The organism is Streptomyces albicerus (assembly GCF_008905045.1).
In the GTDB taxonomy this organism is placed as follows: domain Bacteria; phylum Actinomycetota; class Actinomycetes; order Streptomycetales; family Streptomycetaceae; genus Streptomyces; species Streptomyces albicerus.
Genome location: NZ_VWMY01000034.1, coordinates 44766 through 66546, shown reverse-complemented (window position 1 = coordinate 66546; position 21781 = coordinate 44766). Strand labels below are relative to the sequence as shown.

The following is a 21781-nucleotide window of genomic DNA, read 5'->3' as shown; positions in this document are numbered from 1 at the left end:
GCCGTGCGGGTGCTTGTCGCCGGGGCCACCGGAGTGGTCGGACATCCGCTGGTGGGCGCGTTGCGGGCGCGGGGGCACCAGGTGAGCGCGCTGGTGCGTGAGGAGTCGCGGGAGCGGGCCCCGGAGGCGGACGCGGTCATGGTCGCCGACGCCCTCGACCGGGAGGCCCTGCTGTCGGCGGTGTCGGCCGCCCGGCCCGAGGTGATCGTCCATCAGATGTCGGCGTTGCGGCTGCTGCGCGACGACCCCGCGGAGGCTTTCGCGCTGACCGCGCGGCTGCGTACCGAGGGCACCGCCAACCTGGTCGCGGCGGCCCGCGCGGCCGGTGCGCGGCGGCTGGTCGCGCAGAGCATCGCCTTCGCCGCCGCGCCGGAAGGGGAGCCGGTCCTCGACGAGGACGCACCGCTGTACGTGGACGCGCCGGACCCCGGCTGGGCCGCCACGGTACGGGCCGTCGCCGAGCTCGAGCGGCTGGTCCTGGGCAGCGGCCCGGACCTCGCGGGCGTCGTACTGCGGTACGGCACGCTGTACGGCCCCGGAACCGCGTACGCCCGTACCGGCGGGACCGCGGAGAGGGTGCTGGCCGGGCGGTTCCCGCTGCCCGAAGGCGGGTCCGGGATCATGTCGTTCCTGCACGTGGAGGACGCCGTGGGTGCCGCGGTGGCGGCAGTCGAGTCCAACGCCACCGGGGTCTTCCACGTGACGGACGACGAGCCGGCCGCGGCCGCTCAGTGGCTGCCGCACTACGCCCGTGCCCTCGGCGGCCCGACCCCGCGCACGATTCCGGCGGCCCTCGCGCCCCGGCTGCTCGGCTGGTTCATGGCCCATCAGCTCACCGCGGCGCGCGGAGCGGCCAACGACCGGGCCCGTACGGCACTGGGCTGGAAACCACTGCGGCCGAGCTGGCGCGACGGGCTGGGCGAGGAATGACCGAGCCGGGTGCTCAGGACACCCGAGGGCCTTTGTCGGAAGTTGCGCCTGCCGGGCGACGCCTGGCACAGGCCCTCGCCGTCTGTGTGATCGGCGCCGGTCCGCGCGGACTCTCGGTCCTGGAGCGAATCTGCGCCAACGCCGAGGGCACCGGCCGGCCGGTCGCGGTCCACCTCGTCGACCCGTACCCGCCCGGGGCGGGCGCGGTGTGGCGTACCGACCAGCCGGGCGAGCTGCTGATGAACACGGTCGCCTCCCAGGTGACCCTGTTCACCGACGACAGCGTGGACTGCGCGGGGCCGTCGGTGCCCGGGCCGAGCCTGTACGAATGGGCGCGCACGCTCGCCGACGGCGGAGCGGTAGCTGAGGACTACCCGGACCGGGTTCTGGACGAGGCCCGGCTGCTCGGCCCGGACACCTATCCGACCCGGGCGTTCCACGGCCACTACCTGGAGTGGGTGTTCCGGCATGTCTTACGCACCGCGCCTCCCGGGGTAACGGTCCACACGCACCGGGGGACCGCGGTCGCGCTGGACGACGCCCCGGACGGGCGGCAGACGGTGACGCTGGAGGACGGCGGCGGGCCGGCCGGGATGGACGCGGTGGTGCTGGCGCTCGGCCACGGAGCGCTGGTACCGAGCCCGGAGGAACGGGAGTTGCGCGCCTTCGCCGACCGGCACGGTCTCGGCTATGTGGCGCCGGCCAACCCCGCCGATGTCGATCTGAGCGGGATCCCGCCGGGCACGCGGGTGGCGCTGCGCGGTCTAGGGCTGAACTTCTTCGACCATCTGGCGCTGCTGACCGAGGGCCGCGGCGGCACGTTCAAGGAGAGCCAGTCCGGTCTCGTGTACCTCCCGAGCGGCAACGAGCCGGTGCTGTACGCCGGTTCGCGGCGCGGTGTGCCGTACCACGCCCGGGGCGAGAACGAGAAGGGCGCGCTCGGCCGTCACCACCCATGGTTCCTGACCCCGGACGTGATCGCCGGGCTGCGGCGGCGGGCTGACGGCGGGCATCCCGCCACCTTTCGCCGTGACATCTGGCCGCTGATCGACCGGGAGGTCCGCACCGTCTACCACGAGGCGTGGATCCGGGCCGTCCACGGGACCTGGGCCGCCGAGGAGTTCGTACGGTCTTGTCTCGCCGGAGCCGGGGAAGCGGCCCTGCTCGACCGGTACGCGGTGCCGCCCGGCGAGCGCTGGGACTGGCGGCGGATCGAGCGTCCGTACGGCGAGCGGACCTTCGCCGGCCGTGACGACTTCCGGCGCTGGCTGCTGGGCCACCTGCGGCGGGATGTCGCCGAGGCCCGGCTGGGCAATGTGAGCGGGCCGCTGAAAGCGGCGCTGGACGCCCTGCGGGACCTGCGCAACGAGATCCGACTGGTGGTCGACCACGGCGGTGTCTCCGGAGAGTCGTACCGTGCCGAACTGGACGGCTGGTACACGCCGTTGAACGCGTTCACCTCGATCGGTCCGCCGGCCTTCCGCGTCGAGCAGCTGATCGCGCTGATCGAGGCCGACGTGCTGCATGTGGTCGGTCCGGGGATGCGGGTACGGCCCTCGGCGCTCGCGGGCGGTTTCCTCGTGGACGCGGAGCTCGTGTCCGAGCCTCCCGTGCTGGTGAGCGCGCTGGTCGAGGCGCGGCTGCCCGCTGTCGCTCTGCGGCACAGCGCCAATCCGCTGCTGCGTGGGCTGCTGACGGCCGGCCAGTGCGGCCCGTACCGGCTGGACGGTCACGAGACGGGCGGACTGGCGGTGACCGGCAGCCCGTCCCGGCTGGTGGACGCGGCGGGCCGGGCGCACCCGCGCCGGTTCGCCTTCGGGGTACCGACGGAGGGTGTCCGCTGGGTGACGGCGGTCGGCATCAGGCCCGGCGTCGGCTCCGTGACGCTGGAGGACTCGGATGCGATCGCGCGAGCGGCACTTCGTTTGGACGGTTTGGACGGCTTGGACGACGCCGATTCGCCGGTGCGCGCTGCCGCTGTGACCACCCATCAGACATCAGGCACAGGGAGTCGATGAGCGTGAACGGGATGTCCGTGGGCACCGACGCCGGCCTGCTCGCCCCCACCTGGGCGGGCACCCCCGCGGCGGCCGAAGTGACCGACGAGGCATGGCTGCAGGCCATGCTGGATGTCGAAGTGGCGCTGGCCCGGGCCCAGCACGCCGTCGGGCTGACGCCCGCCGGCGCGGTGGAGGCGATCGCGGCGGCGGCTCGTACGGAGCGGCTGGACCTGGTCGCCCTGGCCCATGCGGCCCGGGCCGCGGCCAACCCGGTGGTCGCGCTGGTGGCGGCCTTCACCGAGGTGGTCGCAGCCAAGGACGCGGCCGCCGCCGAGTATGTGCACCGGGGGTCGACCAGCCAGGACATCCTCGACTCGGCGGCCATGCTGATCGCCCGCCGGGTGCTCGGTCTGATCGCCGCCGACCTGGAACGCACCGGCGCCGCCCTGGCCGCGCTGGCCGACACCCACCGCCACACCGTCCTGGCCGGACGCACCCTCGCCCAGCACGCGGTCCCCACCACTCTCGGCCTCAAGGCGGCGGGTTGGCTCCAGCTGGTGGCCGATGCCCTGGCCCGGGTGCGTTCGGTCGCGTGCGCCCTCCCGGCCCAACTCGGCGGCGCGGCCGGCACCCTCGCCGCGTACCGCGAGTACGCGGCATTGGACGGTGGGGAGGGAGAGGGCGGGGTGGAGCTTCTCCGGCCGTTCGCGCAGGCCCTGGGGCTGGCCGAGCCGGTGCTGCCCTGGCACACCGTGCGCACGCCCGTCGCCGAACTGGGGTCGGTGCTTCAGCTGGTCACCGGAGCCCTCGGAAAGTTCGCACTCGATGTACAGACGCTGTCCCGTACCGAGATCGGTGAGGTGTCCGAGCCCGCGGCCGCGGGCCGCGGGGCGTCTTCGGCGATGCCGCAGAAGCGCAACCCCGCGCTCGCCACGCTGATCGTGGCGGCCGCCCGTCAAGTGCCCGCCCATGCCCTCGTACTGGCCCAGTGCATGCTCGCCGAGGACGAGCGGCCCGCCGGGGCGTGGCACGCGGAGTGGCAGCCGCTGCGGGAGGCTCTGCGGCTGGCGGGCGGGGCCGCGCACACCGCCGTCGAGCTCGCGGAGGGGCTGATCGTCCACCCGGAACGGATGCTCGCGAATCTCGAACTGACCGGAGGCGCCATCGTCACCGAGCGGCTCACGGTGGTGCTCGCCCCGTCGCTCGGCAAGGCACGGGCCAAGCAGCTGCTGACCGCAGCATCGGCCGAGGCAGCCGGCACCGGGCGCACCATCGGCGACGTGCTGTCCGGCCACCGTGAGCTGTCGGCCCGGTTCACCCCCGCCCAGCTGTCGGAACTGCTCGACCCGGCCCGCTACACGGGCGCCGCCGACACGCTGGTCGACCGGGCGCTGCGCGGATACGGGGACCTCAGCCACACGGACCTCAGCCAGGGGCGCCTCGGCGACAACACGGACCACGGAGGCAGCCGATGAGCAAGGCGAGCAGCAGCACCGGAGGGAGAGCCGCCCCGTCCCGGTCGTGGCCCGTCCTCCTGGTCGTGGTCTGCGCCCAGATGCTGATCTGGCTGGACACCTCGGTCCTCAACGTCGCCGTCACCACCCTGGCCGACCCGGAGAAGGGCCTGGGCGCGACGCCCGCCGAACTGGAGTGGGTGGCGAGCGCCTACACCCTGGTCTTCGCCGGCACTCTCTTCGCGGGCGGCGCGCTGGCCGACCGTTTCGGCCCCCGGACGACTCTCCTCGCCGGTCTGGCACTGTTCGGCGCCGCCTCCGGCGTCGGGGCCTTCGCCGGGAGCCCGGCCCAACTCATCGTGGCGCGCGCCTTCATGGGCGCGGGCAGTGCACTGCTGATGCCCGCGACGCTGTCGGTCATCGTGCAGAGCACTCCGGAGGAGAAACGCACCCGGGCGATCGCGATCTGGAGCTCGTCCAGCGGTCTGGGCGTGGCCGTCGGTCCGGTCGTGGGCGGGGCGCTGCTCAGTCACTTCTGGTGGGGTTCGGTGTTCCTGGTCAACGTGCCGATCGTCGCCCTGTGTCTGGCCGGGGTGGTGGCCCTCGTACCCGACCTGGGCGGTGCACGCCGCCGGGTGCTCGATCTGCCGGGTCTTGCCCTGTCGGTGCTCGGTCTTGGCGGCGTGGTCTACGGGATCATCGAACTCGGCAACGGACAGACCTGGCACGGGTCGCATGTGCTGCTGCCCCTCCTCCTGGGCGGCGCGCTGCTCGTCACCTTCGTGGCCGGTCAGCGCAGGTCACCGTCCCCCAGCCTGGATCTGCGGCTGTTCCGTCAGCCCGGGTTCACGGCCGGGAGCGTGGTGCTGCTGCTCGCGTTCATGGCGCTGGCCGGGCATCTGTTCTACGCGGCCTTCTACCTTCAGGGGCCCCGCGGGCTCTCCCCGGCCGACGCGGGAACCGTGATGATCGCCGCCGCGGTCGGCATCGTCCTGGGCAGTCAGGCGTCCCCGGCGATGAGCCGGCTGCTGTCGGCCCGGTGGACGGTCGCGGCCGGAATCCTCGCCACCGCCGCCACGTACGTCGGCTATGTGTGGTTCGACGAGCGGACGCCGATCGTGGCCATCGCCGCGCTGCTGTGGGTACAGGGTTTCGGTATGGGCCTGGTCGGCACGCCGGTCACGGCCGTGATGATGAGCGGGGTGCCGCAGCATCTCGCGGGCGCCGGATCGGCCGTCAACAGCGTCACCCGGCAGGTGGGCGGGACGCTCGGGGTGGCGGTGGCCGGCTCGGTCCTCTCCGGGGTGTACCGGGAGCGGATGGCGGACGCCACGCTGCCCGGCGGTCCGCAGGGGCTGCCGCCCGGCGCGGAGGAGCAGGCCCGGACCTCGGCGGAGGCGGCCCGCGCGCTGGCCGATTCACTGCGACTGCCGGAGCTGGCGGAGACGGCCGACCGCGCCTTCCTCGACGCGATGTACGCGGCCACGCTCTGGACCGCCGTCCTGGCCCTCGTCGGGTTCGCCGTGTCTGCCGTGGGCCTGCGCGTACGGGAAGCGCGCCCGCAGAACCTTCAGGAAGGGCCGGAAGAACCACGAGAGGCGCGGGACGACCACGTGGAAACCGCGTAAGTGTCTCGAGACAAGCTTTGGGCAGGAGAGGGACGGCACGATGGCGCAGGCAGCGGCCCGGTCGGTTTTCGTGACCGGAGGGAACAGCGGAGGGAACAGAGGGATCGGCCTGGCCACAGCCCGCCACTTCGCCGCGGCGGGAGACCGCGTCGCGGTGACCTACCGCGGTGACGAGCCGCCTGAGTCCCAGGGCTTCCTGGCCGTACGACGCGATGTGACGGACAGTCAGCTTCGGTGGTGGTGACACAGTCGCGGATTCTCGTCGGAGGCGCCCGACGAGACGGAAGTGCGCCGCGGGGTAATCGGCGAACAGGGGTCTCTGGTCGGCGTCCCGACAGATGTCTTCACTCACGCGCAGGACCACGCCGACATCCCCTGCAGGGCGGCCAGGCGTTTGCCCACGGCGATCTGTTCTTTGCGGGTGGCCAGATCGGCCCGCGGGGCGAACTTGAGTCCGCCGGCCGCGGCCCAGCTGGATTGCGTGAACTGCAGGCCGCCGTAATGGCCGTTGCCGGTGTTCGCCTTCCAGTTGCCGCTGGACTCACACGCAGCGATGGCATCCCAGTCAGGCCCGGACTGAACGGAGGGCAGGGCCTCCGCTCTCGTCGCAACGCCCGATATCACGGCGGTCGCCAAGAGCACGAGTGCCGTTCCGACCCCACGGCGGCGGCAGCCACGAGTGTTGATCATTTCAGCATTCTGTGACGAGATCACATACAGACTGTTGCACCATGTGACGGAAAGTGGCGACTTGGGCACGGGGCTCAGACACCCAAAAGGGTTCACCCGGCAGATGATGACTGGCCCACGTCCATGGCCCTGGGCGTGCCCGAATGAGGGCATTCAGATCAAGGCCGGCAGCCAGCAGGCGACCGCGTTGGTCGCCTTGGCCGTGGCCTACCGACGCCGGCGAGTGGACGAGGGCGGCGTGCTCCCGGCGGTGGGTGGGCGTCGTTGAGTTACTCGCGGACCTGAGCGTTCACTGCGGGATGCGCGTCACCGCTGTCCGCGCCCAGGCCCGCGAGCAGACGCAGCCCGTCCTCGGCGGGGCTGCCGGGGGCCGCGGACAGCACCAGCAGCTCCATGCCCGATTCGTCCGGTAGCGCGAAGTTTTCCTGGTGCAGTTCCAGCAGTCCGACCAGCGGGTGCCGGTACGCCTTGCGTCCATGCGTGCGGGCGCGCACGTCCGCGCGGGCCCAGAGGCGGCGGAAGCGTTCGCTGCCCATCGCCAACTCGCCGATGAGCGAGGCCAGGCGGGGGTCCTCGGGGTATTTGCCGGCGGCCAGGCGCAGGTGCCCGACCACGTCGAGGGTGCATTTCTCCCAGTCCGCGTAGAGGCCGCGCTCGGCCTCCTCGAGGAAGATGTGCCGGGCGGTGTTCAGGCCCGGCATCGGCCGGCCGTAGAGGAGTCCGGCGAGGCGGTTCCCGGCGAGCACGTCCAGGCGGTGGTCCACGATCAGTGCGGGTGCGTCGGTGACCAGGTCGAGGACGCGCAGCAGCTCCGGCCGGACCCGCCCGCCAGGGGCCTTCGCGCGGCGGCGGCGCTGCCGGGCGAGCCGGTAGAGGTGCCCGCGTTCGGTCTCGTCGAGGCCGAGGACGCGGGCGAGCGCGTCGAGGACCTGCTCGGAGGGCTGGGTCGCGCGGCCCTGCTCCAGGCGTACGTAGTAGTCGACGCTGACTCCGGACAGGTGCGCGACCTCTTCGCGGCGCAGCCCCTCGACCCGGCGACGGCTGTCGGTGGGGATGTCGACGGCCGCCGGGTCGACCCGGGAACGCCGGGTCCGCAGGAAACCCGCAAGATCGTCCATGCCCCCAGTATGGCCTCGGTGGTGCCCGTGAAGGTGGCCCTGCCGATACCAGGAAGTCCCGTCCGATGGAAGCGGCGCCCCTGAACGCCGGGCGCCGCGACGCCCAGGATCGAAAGCACCGATCCGAAGGAGTTCCCATGAAGACGCTGATCGTCTACGCCCACCCGGAGCCGAAGTCGCTCAACAGCTCGCTGAAGGACCTCGCGGTGTCCACGTTGGAGACCGCCGGGCACGAGGTACGGGTGAGCGATCTGTACGCGATGGGCTGGAAGGCGGTCGTGGACGCCGCGGACTACGGCCCCAACGCCTCAAGTCCGCTGAAGGTCGCCCTGGACTCGGGCCGGGCCTACGACGCCGGGACGCTCACCCCGGACGTCCTCGCCGAGCAGGAGAAGCTGCTGTGGGCCGACACGATCATCTTCCAGTTCCCGCTGTGGTGGTACACGATGCCCGCGATCCTCAAAGGCTGGGTGGACCGGGTGTTCACGTACCACTTCGCGTACGGCGTCGGCGAGCACAGCGACACCAGGTACGGCGAGCGCTTCGGCGAAGGCACCCTCGCGGGCAGGAAGGCTCTGCTGTCGGTGACCGCCGGCGGCCCGGAGTCGCATTACGCCGTTCGCGGGATCAACGGCCCCATCGACGACCTGCTGTTCCCGATCCACCACGGCATCCTCTACTACCCGGGCATCGAGGTGCTGCCGCCGTTCGTGCTGTACGGCACCGACCGGATGACCGGCGAGGACTACGCGGACGTCGCCAAGGCGTGGGAGCAGCGCCTGCTCACCCTGGAGTCGACCGAGCCGATCGGGTTCCGGCGGCAGAACTTCGGTGACTACGAGATCCCCTCGCTGCACCTGAAGGAGGGACTGGAGCCCGCAGGCCGCACGGGTTTCGGGCTGCACGTGCGCGGCTAGGCGACGACCGCGGTGGCTTCGACCCGACCAAGAGGTCCGGTTCCCCCAGTGCCGCAAGATGAAGCCACTCAGCGCTCCCGCTGACGGGAGGGGTCCCGCAGGCGCCGGGCGAGGATGCGTGTGTCCTCGCCTGACCGCTGACGAAGGGGACGTGACGTACATGCGGGGGACGCTGCTGGGTGGGCGGTACCGGCTGGAGGAGCGGATCGGGGGCGGCGGGTCGCAGGCCGTGTGGCGGGCGTGGGACGAGGAGTCCGCGCGCTACGTCGCGGTCAAGACGCTGACCGGGATCGTGACCGGGCTTCCCGAGGAGCACAGACAGCACCGGCGATCCGTGCGCTTCTACACCAGGTTGTTCAAGGGCACCGCGCGGACGGCCGCCAAGCTGGGGCCCCACCCGCACATTGTGGCCGTGTACGACTCCGGGGGCGAAGAGGTGGACGGCCGCACGGTGCTGTATGTGGTGATGGAGGAGGTGCGCGGCCGGTCCCTGGACCGGGTGCTGGCCGAGCGGCGACCGGGGCTGGAGGAGATCGCCCGGTGGGGGCAGGAAATCTGCCGGGCGCTGGAGCGAGGCGGGAGCCACGAGCATCTGAAGCCGTCGAACGTGATGATCGGCGAGGACGGCCGGGCCGTGGTGCTGGACTTCCAGATCGCGCGGCTTGTCCACCAGAGCCACGCCCTGCGCACGAGCGATTCCGCCCACGCGCTCGCGTACGTAGCTCCGGAGCAGGCCCTGGAAGAGGTCGTGGACGTGTCCGGGGACTCGACGGTCTCGGGCACGCGCAGCGATCTGTACGCACTGGGGTGCATGCTGTACGAGCTGCTGACGGGACGGCAGCCGTTTCCCGACGGCCCCAACCCCTGGCACCCGACGGACGCGCCGGCAGCGCCGAGTGCGCTGTGCCCGAGCTTGCCGGAGGGGTGGGACGAACTGGTCCTTGCCCTCCTTGACTGGCGGCCGGAGCGACGGCCGCGGGATGCCCAGGTCGTGCGCCGGCGGCTGGCCGCCCTGCCGACCGCGTCTGGCCGCCCGCCCGCGCCGCTGGGCCGTCCCACGCGGCCCGGCGCGACGTGGTCGGTGATCCTGCTGGTGACGGCCGGCGTGAGCTGGCTCCTGCTCCACTCGCTGACACCGCTGGGGACCGGCTGGTTGGTGGGGCTGCCCCTGCTCGCCATGCTGGCTCCGGGCTCCGTCATGGCGATGGGACGCGAAGGCGACAGGGCCCACGACACCTTCGGTTGTGTGGTTTACGCGTCGGTGTTCGGCTGCGCCGGGTTTTTCACCAAAGGCCTGCCCGTCGGGTGGTCCGAGTGGAACGAGCTTCTCGCGGTGCCGGCTGTCTTCGGGTGCTTCTACGGCATTCTCGCCACCGGTCACGGCATCTCCGAGACCGTGGACCGGCTGGACTTTCCCGAGCCGGTCAACTACGCCGTCTCTCTGGGCGGATGGGTGAACGGAGCCCTGGCCTTCGGCCTCCTCATCGGCCTGACGAGCACCGCCTGGTGGTGGGCCGGACTCGCACTGCTGGGCATCTGGACGGGCACGTCCGCAGTCATCCTCCTGCTGCTTCTTGCCTTCCGCCGCTGACACCCGCGCCGGACACCACCGCTCCGTGCGGTGCCTCCGGAAGGCTCGTGGCCAGAGTGCTTCGCGTTCTGGTGACTTCGGCCGACTCGATTGACGCAGTGGTGAGTTGAGCCGAGGCTTGGCGGATGGTCCGCGTGTTGTGCCTGCTGGGTGGCCTGGTCTTGTTGGCGATGGTTATGGGGAGCTGGCTCGGGTTCGTTCGGGAGCGGCGGCGGTACTGGCAGGCGGGAGTGTGCGCCGGGCGGGTTGTTGAAGTCGAGGTTGCGGACACCGGCGAAGGCCCGGTGTACGAGCTTGTGGTGGAGTTTCCCACCAGGGCTGACGGCCGAATGGTGACGGGCCGACTTGGGGTGCCCCCGCACATCGGGGAAGGAATGATCAGCGGCCAGAAGATCACCCTCCGGTACAACCGTGAGAATCCGACAGAGGTGTGGTTGAGCTGGCAGGAGCCCGAGGGGAGTGTGATGTGGGCGGTCATCGGCCTGCTTTTGGCTTGTGGGATGTTCTCCCGAGCGGTCCGCTGACAACCGTTTCTGCGCGGTGGGCATCGTCAACGATCCGGTGGCGCTGGTGCCTTGACCACATCGGTTCGCCGGGTTGATGAGTGCGGAGGCATGGAAGCCGTCGGCCGGCCGCGCATACGGCAGGTGCCTCGCCCCGATACCCTGCACGCCGTGATCAACTCACCTGCGAGCCTTGACGACGCTGAGGTTGCGATAGCTGCGGCGCGTGCCGGTGCGGAGGCCGTGCGCGTCAGGTACGGGCGGCGGCTCAGCCGCATCGACAAAGGTGCCGGGGACTTCGCCACTGATGCCGACGTGGCGGCCGAGGAGGCGATCCTCGGCGTCATCCGTGCCGCCCGGCCCGAGGATGCGGTGCTCGGCGAGGAAGGCGGGCAACAGGGTGCGACCGACGCAGTGCGCCAGTGGCTGGTGGACCCCTTGTGCGGCACGCTCAATTACGCCGTCGGCAACATGCTGGTCGCCGTCAACGTGGCACTGCGCAACGGCCCGGCGGCGGTGGCCGATCCGTTCAGCGGCGAGGTCTTCTTCACCGACGGTGAGACCGCTTGGGTCCGGCGCGACGGGGGCGACGAGAAGCTGGCGCCGACGGCTGCCACCCAGTTGGTGGACGTGAACCTGGATCCGCCCTTTCCGAGCGCCCCCGGATTCCGGGCCGTGGACTTGCTCGCTCACCCTGGGTTCGTCGAACGGTTCCGGCCGCGGGTGGTCTCCACGACGCTGGCGCTGGCCTGGGTCGCGGCCGGCAAGCGCGCCGCATACCTCACCGATGGCGGTGACCTGACCGAGAGCTTGCACTTCGCCGCCGGCGTCGCTCTGTGCCGGGCCGCCGGCTGCGTCGTCACCGGAGTCGACGGCGCTCCGATCGGGCAGGCAGGCCGTGGGCTCGTAGTGGCCGCGGACGCCGAGACTCACGCGCTGCTGTTGTCGATGCTCCGCGGTCGAGGCTAGCGCTGTGACCTCGTAGATTCCGGCTGGCATCCCACCCCCCACAAGAATGATGCGATGTAGCAGCGGGAGACCCCGCTCCTACATCGCATCAGGAAGGACAACTACTCGCTCAACGGGCCGCTGCGGTGCGGTGGAGGTGGTCCAGCACCCGGATGGTTCCGGCGACACTGTCGGCCTGGAACGGGGAGGTGCGGAAACGCCCGCCCACCACCACGGTGGGCTGTTCGACCACCTGGTAGCGCTCACGGAGCGCAGGGGCCGCCTTGACGGCGTCGGTGACCTTCTTGGACTCGTAGGCGGCTCGTACCGCGTTCACGTCGAGGCCCTGCTTGGCTGCCCAGGCCAGGACGTTCGCCTTGGTGGTGAGGTTCAGTCGCTGGTCGTGCACGGCGTGGAAGACCGGGATCGCCATGCGCTGCGCGAGGCCGAGCCGGTCCAGTGTGTAGTAGAGGCGGGCGTAGGCGACCATGTCGGGCTGGTCCGGCCAGACTGCAGGGATCCGCACTACCTTCACCGGGGGATTCTGCCGTGCGGCCCAGTCGGCCAACGGCTGTTCGAGCTCATAGGAGTGGTGGCAGCCGTACCAGAACACTTCCGCCACTTGCCGGGCGTCCACACCGGTGACCGGGTGCGCGAGCCGGACGTACTGCACGCCCTCCTTCGGTTCGCCGGCGGAGGCGCCGAGCAGGCAGCCGAGAACGGTGGACAGGGCGAGCAGGCGCAACACCATCTTCTTCATGCGGGCCACCCTTGCGCTCTGCGTCTGAGCGCACCCTGGTGACACACGCAAGGTCCCCCGATCGGACCGTCCACCGGTGGACCAAGGTCACCCGCGGGGCCGACTCCCGCACCGCTGAACTGGCGGGGTTCTCCAAGCTCGTCGAGTCCGCGCATGCCCGCAGGCGGGCCGTGAACGCGTCGTACCCGGTGGTGTGGCGGCCACCGGGAACGCCACCAACTCGCCCGGGAGCGGGCGTTCGTCCGGCCGACCTCAGGAGCTCGTGAGGATGACGAGTTGTTGGGTCGCCCGGGTCATCGCGACATAGTGGTCGACCGCTCCTTCGATGCCCTCGCCGAACTTCTCCGGGTCGACGAGGACGACCAGGTCGAACTCGAGTCCCTTCGACAGCTCCGGGGTCAGTGACCGGACGCGGGACGTCGCCCGGAATGCGGGATCGCCGATGACACAGGCGATCCCGTCCGCATGTGCGGCGAGCCAGGTGTCGAGGACCGAGTCCAGATCCGAGGTGGATCCGTGTACGACGGGGACGCCGCCGCTGCGGATGGAGGTCGGCACGTTGGCGTCCGGGAGCACGGCCCGGATGACCGGCTCGGCTTCCGCCATGATCTCTTCCGGGGTCCGGTAGTTGATGCTCAGGGAGGCCAGGTTGATCCGGTCGAGCCCGATCCGCTCGAGGCGTTTCTGCCACGACTCGGTGAACCCGTGCCTGGCCTGGGCGCGGTCCCCGACGATGGTGAAGCTCCGGGACGGGCAGCGGAGCAGCAGCATCTGCCACTCGGCGTCGGTGAGTTCCTGAGCTTCGTCCACGACGACGTGCGCGAACGGGCCGGCGAGCAGGTCCGGTTCGACGGTGGGCAGCTCGGACTCGTCGACCAGGCTGACCTTGGCGTCCTCGCCACGCAGCATCCTCACCAGGCCTTCGCCGTCGTCACCGTCGGCACCGGAGTCGGCCGCGGCCTCGATCAGGTTGTCGACGACCTGCGCCGTACGCTCGCGCTGGGCGGCGAGGATGGCCTCGTGCCGACGCTTGCGCCGCGCCGCCTCCGGGTCGCCCAGCCGCTGCCGTGCCGCGTCCAGGAGCGGCAGGTCGGACACCGTCCAGGCCTGGGCCTCCGCGCGCTGCAGCTTCTGAACGTCATCGGGGCTGAGCCAGGGAGCGCACATCCGCAGATAGGCGGGTACCGACCACAGGTCCCCGACGAGGTCGGCCGCTTCGAGCAGCGGCCACGCGCGATTGAAGGCTGTGAGCAGCTCCCTGTCCCGCGACAGCGACTTGCGGAGCAGGTCGGGCGAGACATCGTCGCCGTCGTGCTTGTCCACCAGGATCGTGACCAGTTCCTCCCAGATCTGGTCGCGCGCCTCGTTGTGCGGAGTACCGGGTGCTGCTTCGAACGCCACAGCCCAGTCGTCGGCGCTCAGCCAGATGTCGGACCACTGGGTCGTGACCGTCATCCCCTTGCTGGGCGGCTCCTCGTAGAACCTGACGGCCGTCTCGATCGCCTTCACCAGGTTCGCGGACGACTTCAGGAGTGCCACGTCCGGGTCGGTCTCGATCGCTGCCGCGGCTCCTTCGGCGACGAGGTCCCGCAGGGTGCAGGTCTGCACGCCCTCCTCTCCGAGGCTGGGGAGGACGTCGGCGACGTAGGCCAGGTAGGGCCGGTGCGGACCGACGAACAGCACGCCGCCCCGACGGTGACCGAGGCGAGGGTCGGAGTAGAGGAGGTAGGCGGAGCGGTGCAGGGCGACGACGGTCTTGCCGGTACCCGGACCGCCGTCGACGACGAGAGCGCCGCGGGATCCGGCGCGGATGATGGCGTCCTGGTCGGCCTGGATGGTGCCGAGCACGTCTCGCATCCGCGGCGACCGGGTGCTGCCCAGGCTGGCGATGAAGGCGGACTGGTCGTCGAGCGCGGCGTGCCCGGCGAACCCGTCCGCGGTGAACACCTCGTCCCAGTAGTCGCTGATGCGGCCGCGGGTCCAGCGATACCTGCGTCGGCTTGCCAGACCCATCGGGTTGGCGTGGGTGGCTCCGAAGAACGGCTCAGCCGCGGGGGAGCGCCAGTCGACCAGCAGCCGACGACCCGCGCTGTCCGTAAGGCCAAGTCGTCCGACGTACACGGGCTCGGGATCGTCCGCGCTGACCATGTGTCCGAGGCACAGGTCCAGACCGAAGCGACGCAGTGCGCGCAGGCGAGCGGCCAGCCGGTGGATCTCCATGTCCCGGTCCATCGCCTGCCGGCCCATGCCGCCGGGCGCCCTGCGCTCGGCATCGAGGCGGTCGGACACCTCGGCGATCGTCTGCTCGAGGCACTCCGCGATGGCCGCGAAGTGCTGCTCATCGCCGCCGATCAGCGTCGGGTCGGCCTTGGGGGAGAGGTGGTCAGGAAGGTCAAACGCCCTGGTGGTCAGGGGGTTCACGTCATCAGCTCCGATGTGAGGTTGCTGCGTCCATGGCGCGCAGCAAGGCGTCTGGACCGGCGTAACGAACCTGGTGGCCATGACGAGCAACGCTTCGCCTGATGTGGACCGCGTGGCCGTTGTCGGTTCTGGCCGTCCGGGTTCGCAGGTTCTCGTGTTCTCTGGGGCCTGGCTCGACGAATCCGCGTGGTTCACGCGGACACGGGCGGCCTTGCTCAACCGGCCGCGTCGAGCAGCAGTTTCGCGGCCACCGTGGCTCCGTCGGTGCGGATCGTGCCGGCCACGGCGGTCGCTCGTTCGCGGGTCTCGGGGGTCAAGGCCGTCCCGAGCGCGGCCGACAGCGACTCGAAGGTCGGGGTCGGGCCGTCGTGTGCCGCGCCGATGCCCAACTCGGCCACCCGGCCCGCCCAGTACGGCTGGTCCGCGATCTGGGGTACCACCACCTGAGGCGCGCCGGCCCGGGTGGCCGTCGTCGTGGTGCCCGCGCCGCCGTGGTGCACGACGGCGGCCACCCGGCCGAACAGGGCCTGGTGGTTGACCTCGCCGACGGCGAAGCAGTCGTCGGCGTCGTCGATCAGGGCCAGGTCGGCCCAGCCGCGGGCGATGAGTACGCGGCGGCCGTGCGCGCGGACCGCCTCGATGGCCACCTGGGCGGCGTCCGCCGAGGCGTGCATGGACATGCTGCCGAAGCCCACGTACACCGGTGGTTCACCGGCCTCCAGGAACGCCTCCAGCTCCTCCGGGAGCGGGCGCTCGTCCGGCAGGACCCACGCCCCGGTCTGTACGACGTCGAGATCCGGTGTCCCCTGCCACGGGTCCAGGGTCGGGTCCGTCGCCAGCCACGGCCGGTCACCGATGACGAAGTCGCGGACGCTGTCCACCGGGGGCAGGCCGATCGACGCCCGGTTGGTGTTGAGCGCCTCACCGAACAGCGCGTTGATGTTCTGCGCGTCCAGGTCCCACAGCACCCTGTTGTCGGTCACCTCCGGCGGGAGTGGCCGACCCGGAAACGCCAGCGGCGGGCGGTCCGGCGACGGCAGGGTGAGCTGTTGGAAGGTCACGGACACGGAGGGGATGCCCAGCTTCTCGGCCACCGACCGCGCGCCGGCCGCGGCCGAGATCATGCCGGTCGCCACCAGCACGTCGCAGCCCTCGGCGGCGGGGGTGACCACGTCCAACTGGCTGGCGACCACCGCGGCCGCGCGCTCCGGCAAGGACGACGGTGGCGGCGCCGACTTCGTCAGGGCGCGCGCCGACGGGCCGAAGGGCACCAGCTCCACGCCGACACCGGCCAGCAGCTTCGCGAACTCCTCGTCCGCCGGCCCGCACACCCGCACCTCCGCGCCGAGCGCCCGCAACTGGACCGCGAGTCCCGCCATCGGTTGGACATCCCCGCGCGACCCATACGTCGACAACAACACACGCACTTTGCGACTCCCCGTTTCCGCAGATTCTGGCCTTGGCCGGAGATTCTGCGGCACGACCGGGGCCTTGCCGCAAGCCCCCCGGTGCGCTATAAGTTAAGAGTGGCAAGGAGCGCGTGACCTCCTTGCCTTTCCTTTTGTCGTCCGCTGTGGACGGACAACCTCCTCGCGAAACAGCGTCGCGGCGTGCCGCGTACAGCGGCACCGCACCGCCGCCCGCGTCGTCGAGGGTGCCGTCATTCGGGCGCCCGTACGAACTCCGTACCCCTGCTGGCATAGTGGTGCCTCGGTGCCGCGCCGTCCGGCATGGGGCCACACGTGTGCGGTACGTGATCCGGGCGATCCACAAGCCGCGGCGGAAAGTCCCGTACCCCGCGACTCGTTGGGCGGTCGATCGGAGAGCGACGGATGCCGAGTGGGCTCATCGCGCTGGCACTCGGCGGGTTCGGCATCGGTCTGACCGAGTTCCTGATCGCCGGGCTGCTGCCGCAGGTGGCGTCGAGTTTCGAGGTGTCCGAGGCGGCCGCCGGCTGGCTGATCTCCGGGTACGCGTTGAGTGTCGCGATCGGCGCGATCGCGCTGACCGCGGCGACGGCGCGGCTGCCCCGCAAGGGGATCCTGGTCGGCCTGGTGGCGTTGTTCGTCATCGGCAATCTGTTGTCCGCGGTCGCGTCGACCTATCCGGTGATGCTGTTCGGTCGGATCGTCGCGGCGTTGTGCCACGGTTCGTTCTTCGGTATCGGCTCGCTGGTCGCTCGCAGTCTGGTCGCGCCGGAGAAGAAGTCCCGCGCGGTGGCGGTCATGTTCGCCGGGCTGACGCTTGCGAACGTGCTGGGCGTGCCGTTCGGTGCGCTGGTCGGTGAGCGCTGGGGGTGGAGAGCGGCCTTCTGGGCGGTCACCGCAATCGGCGTACTCGCGCTGGTGGGAATCATCGCCCTCGTCCCCGGCGGCGCGGGAGAGACACGGCCGCCGACAGCCACGGACCGGTCAGACCCGATACCGCCCAGCAGCCTGCGGGCCCAGTTCCGCGCGTTCCGGTCCTGGCAGGTCTGGCTGACCCTGACGGCCACCGCGCTCAGCTACGGCGGCATGTTCGGTGCGTTCAGCTATCTCGCCTACACGTTCACCGAGGTGGGCGGCTTCTCCTCGGCGGACGTCGCTTGGTTGCTGATGGTGTACGGCGTCGGCCTGGTCGTCGGGAACCTGATCGGCGGGCGAGCGGCCGACCGGGACCGTGACCGCGCCCTGGTCCTCGCGCTGCTCGGACTTGCCATCACCTTGGCCGTGTTCGGTCTGCTGGCCGACAGCGCCACCGCGTCGGTGATACTGGTCTTTCTGATGGGGCTGTTCGGGTTCGCCAGCGTGCCCGGCATGATCACTCGCGTCACCGACTTCGCCCACGGGGCGGCGCTGGCCGCCAGCGCGAACGTGTCCGCGTCCAACATCGGCAACGCGCTTGGCGCCTGGCTCGGGGGCCTGGCCATCACCGCGGGCCTCGGCTACACCGCGCCGCTCTACGTCGGCGCCGGCATCGTCCTGATCTCCGTCATCGTCATGCTCGTTGCCGCACACCAGGCCAGGTCACCCGCGCAGCAGACTGGCCACTGCAGGTGACTTGATGCCGGCCGGCCGTCGAGAACCAGCCCGGTGCCGTTGAGGCGGCCATCGATCACCTGGCGGCCGATACCGCAGCAGTCACTACAGCCAAGGCCGAGGGCGAGGGAGGGCGACGGCGCTGGCCTGTGTACGGTCCGGATCTTGGTCCGCTGTGGCGGAGCATCCCGGAGTTGGCGAGGCCCCCAGGATTCAGGTGGTGGGGCGGGAGTGCACGCTGACGGCATAGCCGCCGCCTTGACTGTAGGGCTCGCCGGCCCAGGTGGCGTAGCGCTGGCGCAGGATCAGTCCGGCCTGGGTGCACCAGTGATCGAACTCCGGCAGAGTCACTGGAGGTTCGGGTAGCGGCAGGTGTGCCGCGTCCAGCCCCATGCCCGTGACCAGCAGTCCGCCGGGACGCAGGACGGCTGCCAGTTGCTGGACGACGGCTGACTCGGTGCCGGAGGCCAGCAGGGGGATGACGTTCCCGGCGGCAACCACCAGGTCGAAGCCCGGTTTCAGGCCGAGGGCATCCAGGTGCGCCAGGTCGCCGTGGAGCCATTCCAGCGCGGGGGCGGCACCGCGGGCGACAGTGAGCATGGAAAGGTCGGTGTCCACGCCGGTGCAGTGGTGGCCCAGCTCGGCGAGCCGGATCGCGAGCCGGCCGGTGCCGCAGCCGGCGTCGAGGATCCGGGCGGCGGGCTTCAGCAGTGCGGCGCAGAAGGCGGCCTCGCCGTGGATGTCATGGCCCGATTCGGCGAGCCGCGCGAAGCGCTGGGCGTACTGCTCTCCGGCTTGTCCGCCTGTCAGTTCCGCCCAGCGGTCGCGTTGCCTGCTCATGTTCTGCGTGCCTTCCGGTCAGCCTCGGTAGTAGAGGCGGGGACGCTGCCATCGCGCTTGATCGTAGGTAAAGACCTCGGAGCCTGCTACGACGGTACGCGGGCGCGGCTCGTCTCAGCGAGCAGTCACCGGACCGGATCACCACGGCGCCGGTGAGTCCGGGTGGGAGAGCGCCCCCAGGCAAGCGAAGTCCGCCTGCGTGTCTTCGACCTTGGTCGGATAGCGCCCGGGTCGAGGTCGCCCGCTGCGCGGCTGGGGTGGGTACCGGGAAGCGACCAGGCAGCCACATGACGCGAGCCGGAGAGGTCACACGAGCCTGACCGGCCCGGCGTCGATCGGCAGGCGGACCAGGAGATAGGGCTTGCGGCGCAGGTCCTTGCCCTCGTGGAAAGGCGACAGCCGGTTGAGCTGGTTGGCGATGGCGTACAGGTGGCGGTCCGAGGCGACGGACAGGGTGTCGACCCAGAGCAGGTCGCTGCCCTGGACGAGGGTCCGGTAGGTGCCGTTCGGGCTCCTGCGCCAGAGGGAGTTGTGTTCCAGGTCGCCGCCGTAGAGCCGTCCCTTGTCGTCGCTCTCCAGGCCGTCGGCCATCGGCTTGAACCCGAGGTCCTCGACCGTGGCCGCCACCTCGGCGTCCGTGGCGTCCGGGTCGGCGAGGGCGTCGGTGGACACGCTGTGCAGTCGGCGGCTGGACAGCGGGCAGTAGTAGAGGCGCGTGCCGTCGGCGCTGAGGGCGATGCCGTCGGAACCGGTCTCGTAGTGCGTGGGCTCGCCGCCGGCGGGGCGGACCATGAAGGGCTCGCCCTCGATGACCGGAAGGAACTGCTTGTCCGCGAGCACCGAGGGATGTCCGGCCAGTCGCCGCCAGGAGCGGCCCGTGGCGAGGTCGACCACGATCACGCCGTTGGAGCCGCCCGAGTCGGTGATGAACGCCATGCCCTGGGCGCCGCGCCGCAGGTCGAAGCGCACGTCGTTGGGGTAGCTGTTCGCAGGCACCACCTCGGGCGGGAAGAGGATCTTCCGTACGATGCGGTCGGTGCGCAGGTCGACCGCCACGAGTTTCGGGCCGCCGTAGGAGGACCCGGCGAACAGCGGGCTTCCGGTGTCGAGGATCCACAGCCGGTCGGCCGGGTCGACGACGACGCTCTGCACCGACTGGAAGTGCCCGGCCAGGTCGGAGGCGTCCTCGCGGTTCACCTCGGCGTCGGGGTAGGCCACCGGCTTCCCGCCCCGCAGTTCGGCGACGGTGAACGGGACGTCGTCGCCCCAGCGGGGAAAGTTGACGAAGATGCGGCCGCGGCGCGAGACGGTGACCCCTGTCGGCATCGCGCCCCAGAAGCGGGCAACGACCTCGTAGTGACCGGCTGTTGAACCGGAGGGGGATGCGGAGGCGTAGGCGGGTCCGGCGATTTGGGTGGCGACCAGCGACGCGGTGGTCGCCGTAAGGAACGTACGTCGTTTCATGAGAGCGTCTCCTCTTGGGTCAAGTCACTGGAGAGCGCGGCGAGTTGCCGCAGCACCTCGGCGCGTGGTGGGAATGGCCGGACACTGCCGTGGCTGGTGGAGGGCGCCACCAGGAGCGCTGTCCGCCGAGGACATCGCCTGCGGCTACCGCCAACTCCTGGAAGAGGAACGGGGTCAAACGGCCGGTGGACCTGGAGCTCTCAGGTCCGCCGGGCTGCCGGGCGGGTCTTCGCGACCATGCTGCGGTCCCCCGAGGAGACCATCGCGTGAATGGGTACGGTGCTGACGCTCATGAGCGTCGCAAGGCCCCGGCGGCCCTGCTGGCGAGCGAGCGCTGGACCCATGAGGTGCATCAGGGCGGTGAGGGCCGGCATCGGACGCCCGAAGAGCGTGATCTCCGTGATGCGTGCTTGGTCGTCGAGCCGCAGCATCTGCACCTCCTCGAACGACTGGGAACCCACCCGCGCCCGGTAGACCAGGGCGTACTTGTCGCCCTCGCCGGTCTGGGTGTGGTATCGGACGTCCTTGACCGCCGCGAACGCCACGGTCAGGAAGTCGCGCAGCTGGTCAGATCCCTCGAAGGGGAACTGGTCGGTGAGCGGCGAGCTGAGCACGACGTCCGGGCTCAGGCACGCGACCGCGGCTTCGACATCACCGCGTTCCTCGGCGGAGCGCCAGCGCGCGATGGTAGTGGCGGCGGAGTGCAGGGTCTCGGACACGGGTCTCTCCCGGTATCAACGGCGCGAACGGGTTTGTGGGTGGCGGGATGCGCGGGTGGCGGGTGTCAGCCGGCGAGCTTGTTCATCGTGCGGATCTGCTTGTCCAAGACCCAGGCGGGAACGAAGCGGAGCATCCGTGCGCGTCCGGCCATGGGGCCGGCGGCGTAGCGCAGTTTCGGCTTCTTGTCGGTCGCTGCCGTGACGATCGCCTTGGCGACCACGGCGGGGTCGTCGCCGTCCTTGATCGCCTCCGCCATCAGGCGGTCGAAGACGTGCCGCTGATCCGCGTAGATCTGCAGGGGCGTGTCGGGCTTCGCGCTGTTGGCCTCGAATCCGGTCCGGGTGTAGGCGGGTTCGACGAGAAGCGACCGCACGCCATACTCCCGGACCTCGTGGTCCAGGGACTGGGAGTAGCCCTCGATCGCATGCTTGGACGCGCCGTAGACGGCCATGTAGGGAGCGGGGATGAACCCCTGCACTGACGAGAGGTTGATGATGCGCCCGCGTCCCTGGGCGCGCATGTGCGGCAGGACCTCATTCACCATGCGCATGACACCGAATACGTTGATGTCGAAGACGCCCTGGGCCTGCGCGAGGGAGGTTTCCTCGGCCGCGCCTATCGAGCCGATGCCGGCGTTGTTGACCAGGACGTCGATCCGCCCGAACCGCTCGATCACCTGCTGGACCGCGGTGGTGACCGACTTGTCACTGACCACGTCGAGGTCGAGGAACGTCACACCGTGGAGCGGGGGAACGCGTGAGGTGTCGCGGCCTGTGCCGA

Annotated in this window: 18 protein-coding genes and 1 pseudogene; 10 read left to right on the top strand and 9 right to left on the bottom strand. The window is 70.8% G+C overall.

Going from position 1 to position 21781, the window contains the following annotated elements:
* Positions 1-3: 3 nt before the first annotated feature.
* The 5 genes and pseudogenes from GAS53_RS29495 to GAS53_RS29475 form a co-directional block, all read left to right on the top strand.
* Positions 4-930, top strand: coding sequence for an NAD-dependent epimerase/dehydratase family protein (locus GAS53_RS29495; RefSeq protein ID WP_151480766.1), 927 nt, complete (start codon positions 4-6; stop codon positions 928-930).
* Positions 927-2948 (top strand): FAD/NAD(P)-binding protein, encoded by a 2022-nt coding sequence (locus GAS53_RS29490; protein ID WP_151480765.1) that lies wholly within the window; start codon positions 927-929, stop codon positions 2946-2948. The genes GAS53_RS29495 and GAS53_RS29490 overlap by 4 nt, the downstream gene beginning before the upstream one ends.
* Positions 2945-4405, top strand: a complete 1461-nt coding sequence (locus GAS53_RS29485) for a class-II fumarase/aspartase family protein (RefSeq protein ID WP_151480764.1) — start codon at positions 2945-2947, stop codon at positions 4403-4405. The genes GAS53_RS29490 and GAS53_RS29485 overlap by 4 nt, the downstream gene beginning before the upstream one ends.
* Positions 4402-6012, top strand: coding sequence for an MFS transporter (locus GAS53_RS29480; RefSeq protein WP_151480763.1), 1611 nt, complete (start codon positions 4402-4404; stop codon positions 6010-6012). The genes GAS53_RS29485 and GAS53_RS29480 overlap by 4 nt, the downstream gene beginning before the upstream one ends.
* Before the next feature lie 40 nt (positions 6013-6052).
* Positions 6053-6241 (top strand): annotated as a pseudogene (locus GAS53_RS29475) (beta-ketoacyl-ACP reductase); the annotation flags it as partial.
* A gap of 119 nt (positions 6242-6360) precedes the next feature.
* Here the strand turns inward: GAS53_RS29475 and GAS53_RS29470 are convergent.
* Both GAS53_RS29470 and GAS53_RS29465 read right to left on the bottom strand, forming a co-directional pair.
* On the bottom strand, positions 6361-6702 hold the full coding sequence (locus GAS53_RS29470; protein ID WP_151480762.1) for a transglycosylase family protein: 342 nt from the start codon (positions 6700-6702) through the stop codon (positions 6361-6363).
* A gap of 269 nt (positions 6703-6971) precedes the next feature.
* Positions 6972-7820, bottom strand: coding sequence for a helix-turn-helix transcriptional regulator (locus tag GAS53_RS29465; protein WP_151480761.1), 849 nt, complete (start codon positions 7818-7820; stop codon positions 6972-6974).
* 137 nt (positions 7821-7957) lie between these two features.
* Between GAS53_RS29465 and GAS53_RS29460 the strand changes: the two genes are divergently transcribed.
* From GAS53_RS29460 to GAS53_RS29445, 4 genes are all read left to right on the top strand, one after another.
* Positions 7958-8737: an NAD(P)H-dependent oxidoreductase gene (locus tag GAS53_RS29460; RefSeq protein ID WP_151480760.1), complete on the top strand. Its 780-nt coding sequence runs from the start codon at positions 7958-7960 to the stop codon at positions 8735-8737.
* 160 nt (positions 8738-8897) lie between these two features.
* Positions 8898-10328: a serine/threonine-protein kinase gene (locus GAS53_RS29455; RefSeq protein WP_225859169.1), complete on the top strand. Its 1431-nt coding sequence runs from the start codon at positions 8898-8900 to the stop codon at positions 10326-10328.
* A gap of 125 nt (positions 10329-10453) precedes the next feature.
* Positions 10454-10852 (top strand): DUF3592 domain-containing protein, encoded by a 399-nt coding sequence (locus GAS53_RS29450; protein ID WP_151480758.1) that lies wholly within the window; start codon positions 10454-10456, stop codon positions 10850-10852.
* Between the two features lie 150 nt (positions 10853-11002).
* Positions 11003-11800: an inositol monophosphatase family protein gene (locus GAS53_RS29445; RefSeq protein ID WP_192583337.1), complete on the top strand. Its 798-nt coding sequence runs from the start codon at positions 11003-11005 to the stop codon at positions 11798-11800.
* A gap of 109 nt (positions 11801-11909) precedes the next feature.
* On the opposite strand, the gene GAS53_RS29440 is transcribed toward GAS53_RS29445, so the two are convergent.
* From GAS53_RS29440 to GAS53_RS29425, 3 genes are all read right to left on the bottom strand, one after another.
* A complete protein-coding gene (locus tag GAS53_RS29440; RefSeq protein WP_151480756.1) occupies positions 11910-12539 on the bottom strand; it encodes a thiol:disulfide interchange protein DsbA/DsbL in 630 nt (209 codons plus the stop codon).
* A gap of 252 nt (positions 12540-12791) precedes the next feature.
* On the bottom strand, positions 12792-14960 hold the full coding sequence (helR, locus tag GAS53_RS29430) for an RNA polymerase recycling motor ATPase HelR (RefSeq protein ID WP_151480754.1): 2169 nt from the start codon (positions 14958-14960) through the stop codon (positions 12792-12794).
* 215 nt (positions 14961-15175) lie between these two features.
* The gene (locus tag GAS53_RS29425; RefSeq protein WP_151480753.1) at positions 15176-16387 is read right to left on the bottom strand and encodes a glycosyltransferase; all 1212 of its coding nucleotides are present in this window, start codon (positions 16385-16387) and stop codon (positions 15176-15178) included.
* Between the two features lie 405 nt (positions 16388-16792).
* On the opposite strand from GAS53_RS29425, the gene GAS53_RS29420 reads away from it, so the two are divergent.
* Positions 16793-17998 carry an MFS transporter gene (locus GAS53_RS29420; RefSeq protein WP_151480752.1) on the top strand — a complete coding sequence of 402 codons (1206 nt, stop codon included), beginning with the start codon at positions 16793-16795 and terminating at the stop codon, positions 17996-17998.
* 192 nt (positions 17999-18190) lie between these two features.
* Here GAS53_RS29420 and GAS53_RS29415 read toward each other — a convergent pair whose 3' ends face one another.
* The 4 genes from GAS53_RS29415 to GAS53_RS29400 form a co-directional block, all read right to left on the bottom strand.
* On the bottom strand, positions 18191-18817 hold the full coding sequence (locus GAS53_RS29415) for a class I SAM-dependent methyltransferase (RefSeq protein ID WP_151480751.1): 627 nt from the start codon (positions 18815-18817) through the stop codon (positions 18191-18193).
* A 306-nt stretch (positions 18818-19123) separates the two neighbouring features.
* Positions 19124-20281, bottom strand: a complete 1158-nt coding sequence (locus tag GAS53_RS29410; protein WP_151480750.1) for an L-dopachrome tautomerase-related protein — start codon at positions 20279-20281, stop codon at positions 19124-19126.
* A 200-nt stretch (positions 20282-20481) separates the two neighbouring features.
* Positions 20482-21000, bottom strand: a complete 519-nt coding sequence (locus GAS53_RS29405) for a nuclear transport factor 2 family protein (RefSeq protein ID WP_151480749.1) — start codon at positions 20998-21000, stop codon at positions 20482-20484.
* A 65-nt stretch (positions 21001-21065) separates the two neighbouring features.
* Positions 21066-21781, bottom strand: a 716-nt coding sequence (locus tag GAS53_RS29400) for an oxidoreductase (protein ID WP_151480817.1), incomplete at its 5' end; no start/stop codon positions are given.

Coding starts and splice junctions, on each gene's coding strand:
- GAS53_RS29490 (WP_151480765.1), top strand. CDS start 927: ATGACCGAGCCGGGTGCTCAGGACACCCGAGGGCCTTTGTCGGAAGTT.
- GAS53_RS29485 (WP_151480764.1), top strand. CDS start 2,945: ATGAGCGTGAACGGGATGTCCGTGGGCACCGACGCCGGCCTGCTCGCC.
- GAS53_RS29480 (WP_151480763.1), top strand. CDS start 4,402: ATGAGCAAGGCGAGCAGCAGCACCGGAGGGAGAGCCGCCCCGTCCCGG.
- GAS53_RS29470 (WP_151480762.1), bottom strand. CDS start 6,702: ATGATCAACACTCGTGGCTGCCGCCGCCGTGGGGTCGGAACGGCACTC.
- GAS53_RS29465 (WP_151480761.1), bottom strand. CDS start 7,820: ATGGACGATCTTGCGGGTTTCCTGCGGACCCGGCGTTCCCGGGTCGAC.
- GAS53_RS29460 (WP_151480760.1), top strand. CDS start 7,958: ATGAAGACGCTGATCGTCTACGCCCACCCGGAGCCGAAGTCGCTCAAC.
- GAS53_RS29455 (WP_225859169.1), top strand. CDS start 8,898: ATGCGGGGGACGCTGCTGGGTGGGCGGTACCGGCTGGAGGAGCGGATC.
- GAS53_RS29450 (WP_151480758.1), top strand. CDS start 10,454: ATGGTCCGCGTGTTGTGCCTGCTGGGTGGCCTGGTCTTGTTGGCGATG.
- GAS53_RS29440 (WP_151480756.1), bottom strand. CDS start 12,539: ATGAAGAAGATGGTGTTGCGCCTGCTCGCCCTGTCCACCGTTCTCGGC.
- GAS53_RS29420 (WP_151480752.1), top strand. CDS start 16,793: ATGCCGAGTGGGCTCATCGCGCTGGCACTCGGCGGGTTCGGCATCGGT.
- GAS53_RS29415 (WP_151480751.1), bottom strand. CDS start 18,817: ATGAGCAGGCAACGCGACCGCTGGGCGGAACTGACAGGCGGACAAGCC.
- GAS53_RS29410 (WP_151480750.1), bottom strand. CDS start 20,281: ATGAAACGACGTACGTTCCTTACGGCGACCACCGCGTCGCTGGTCGCC.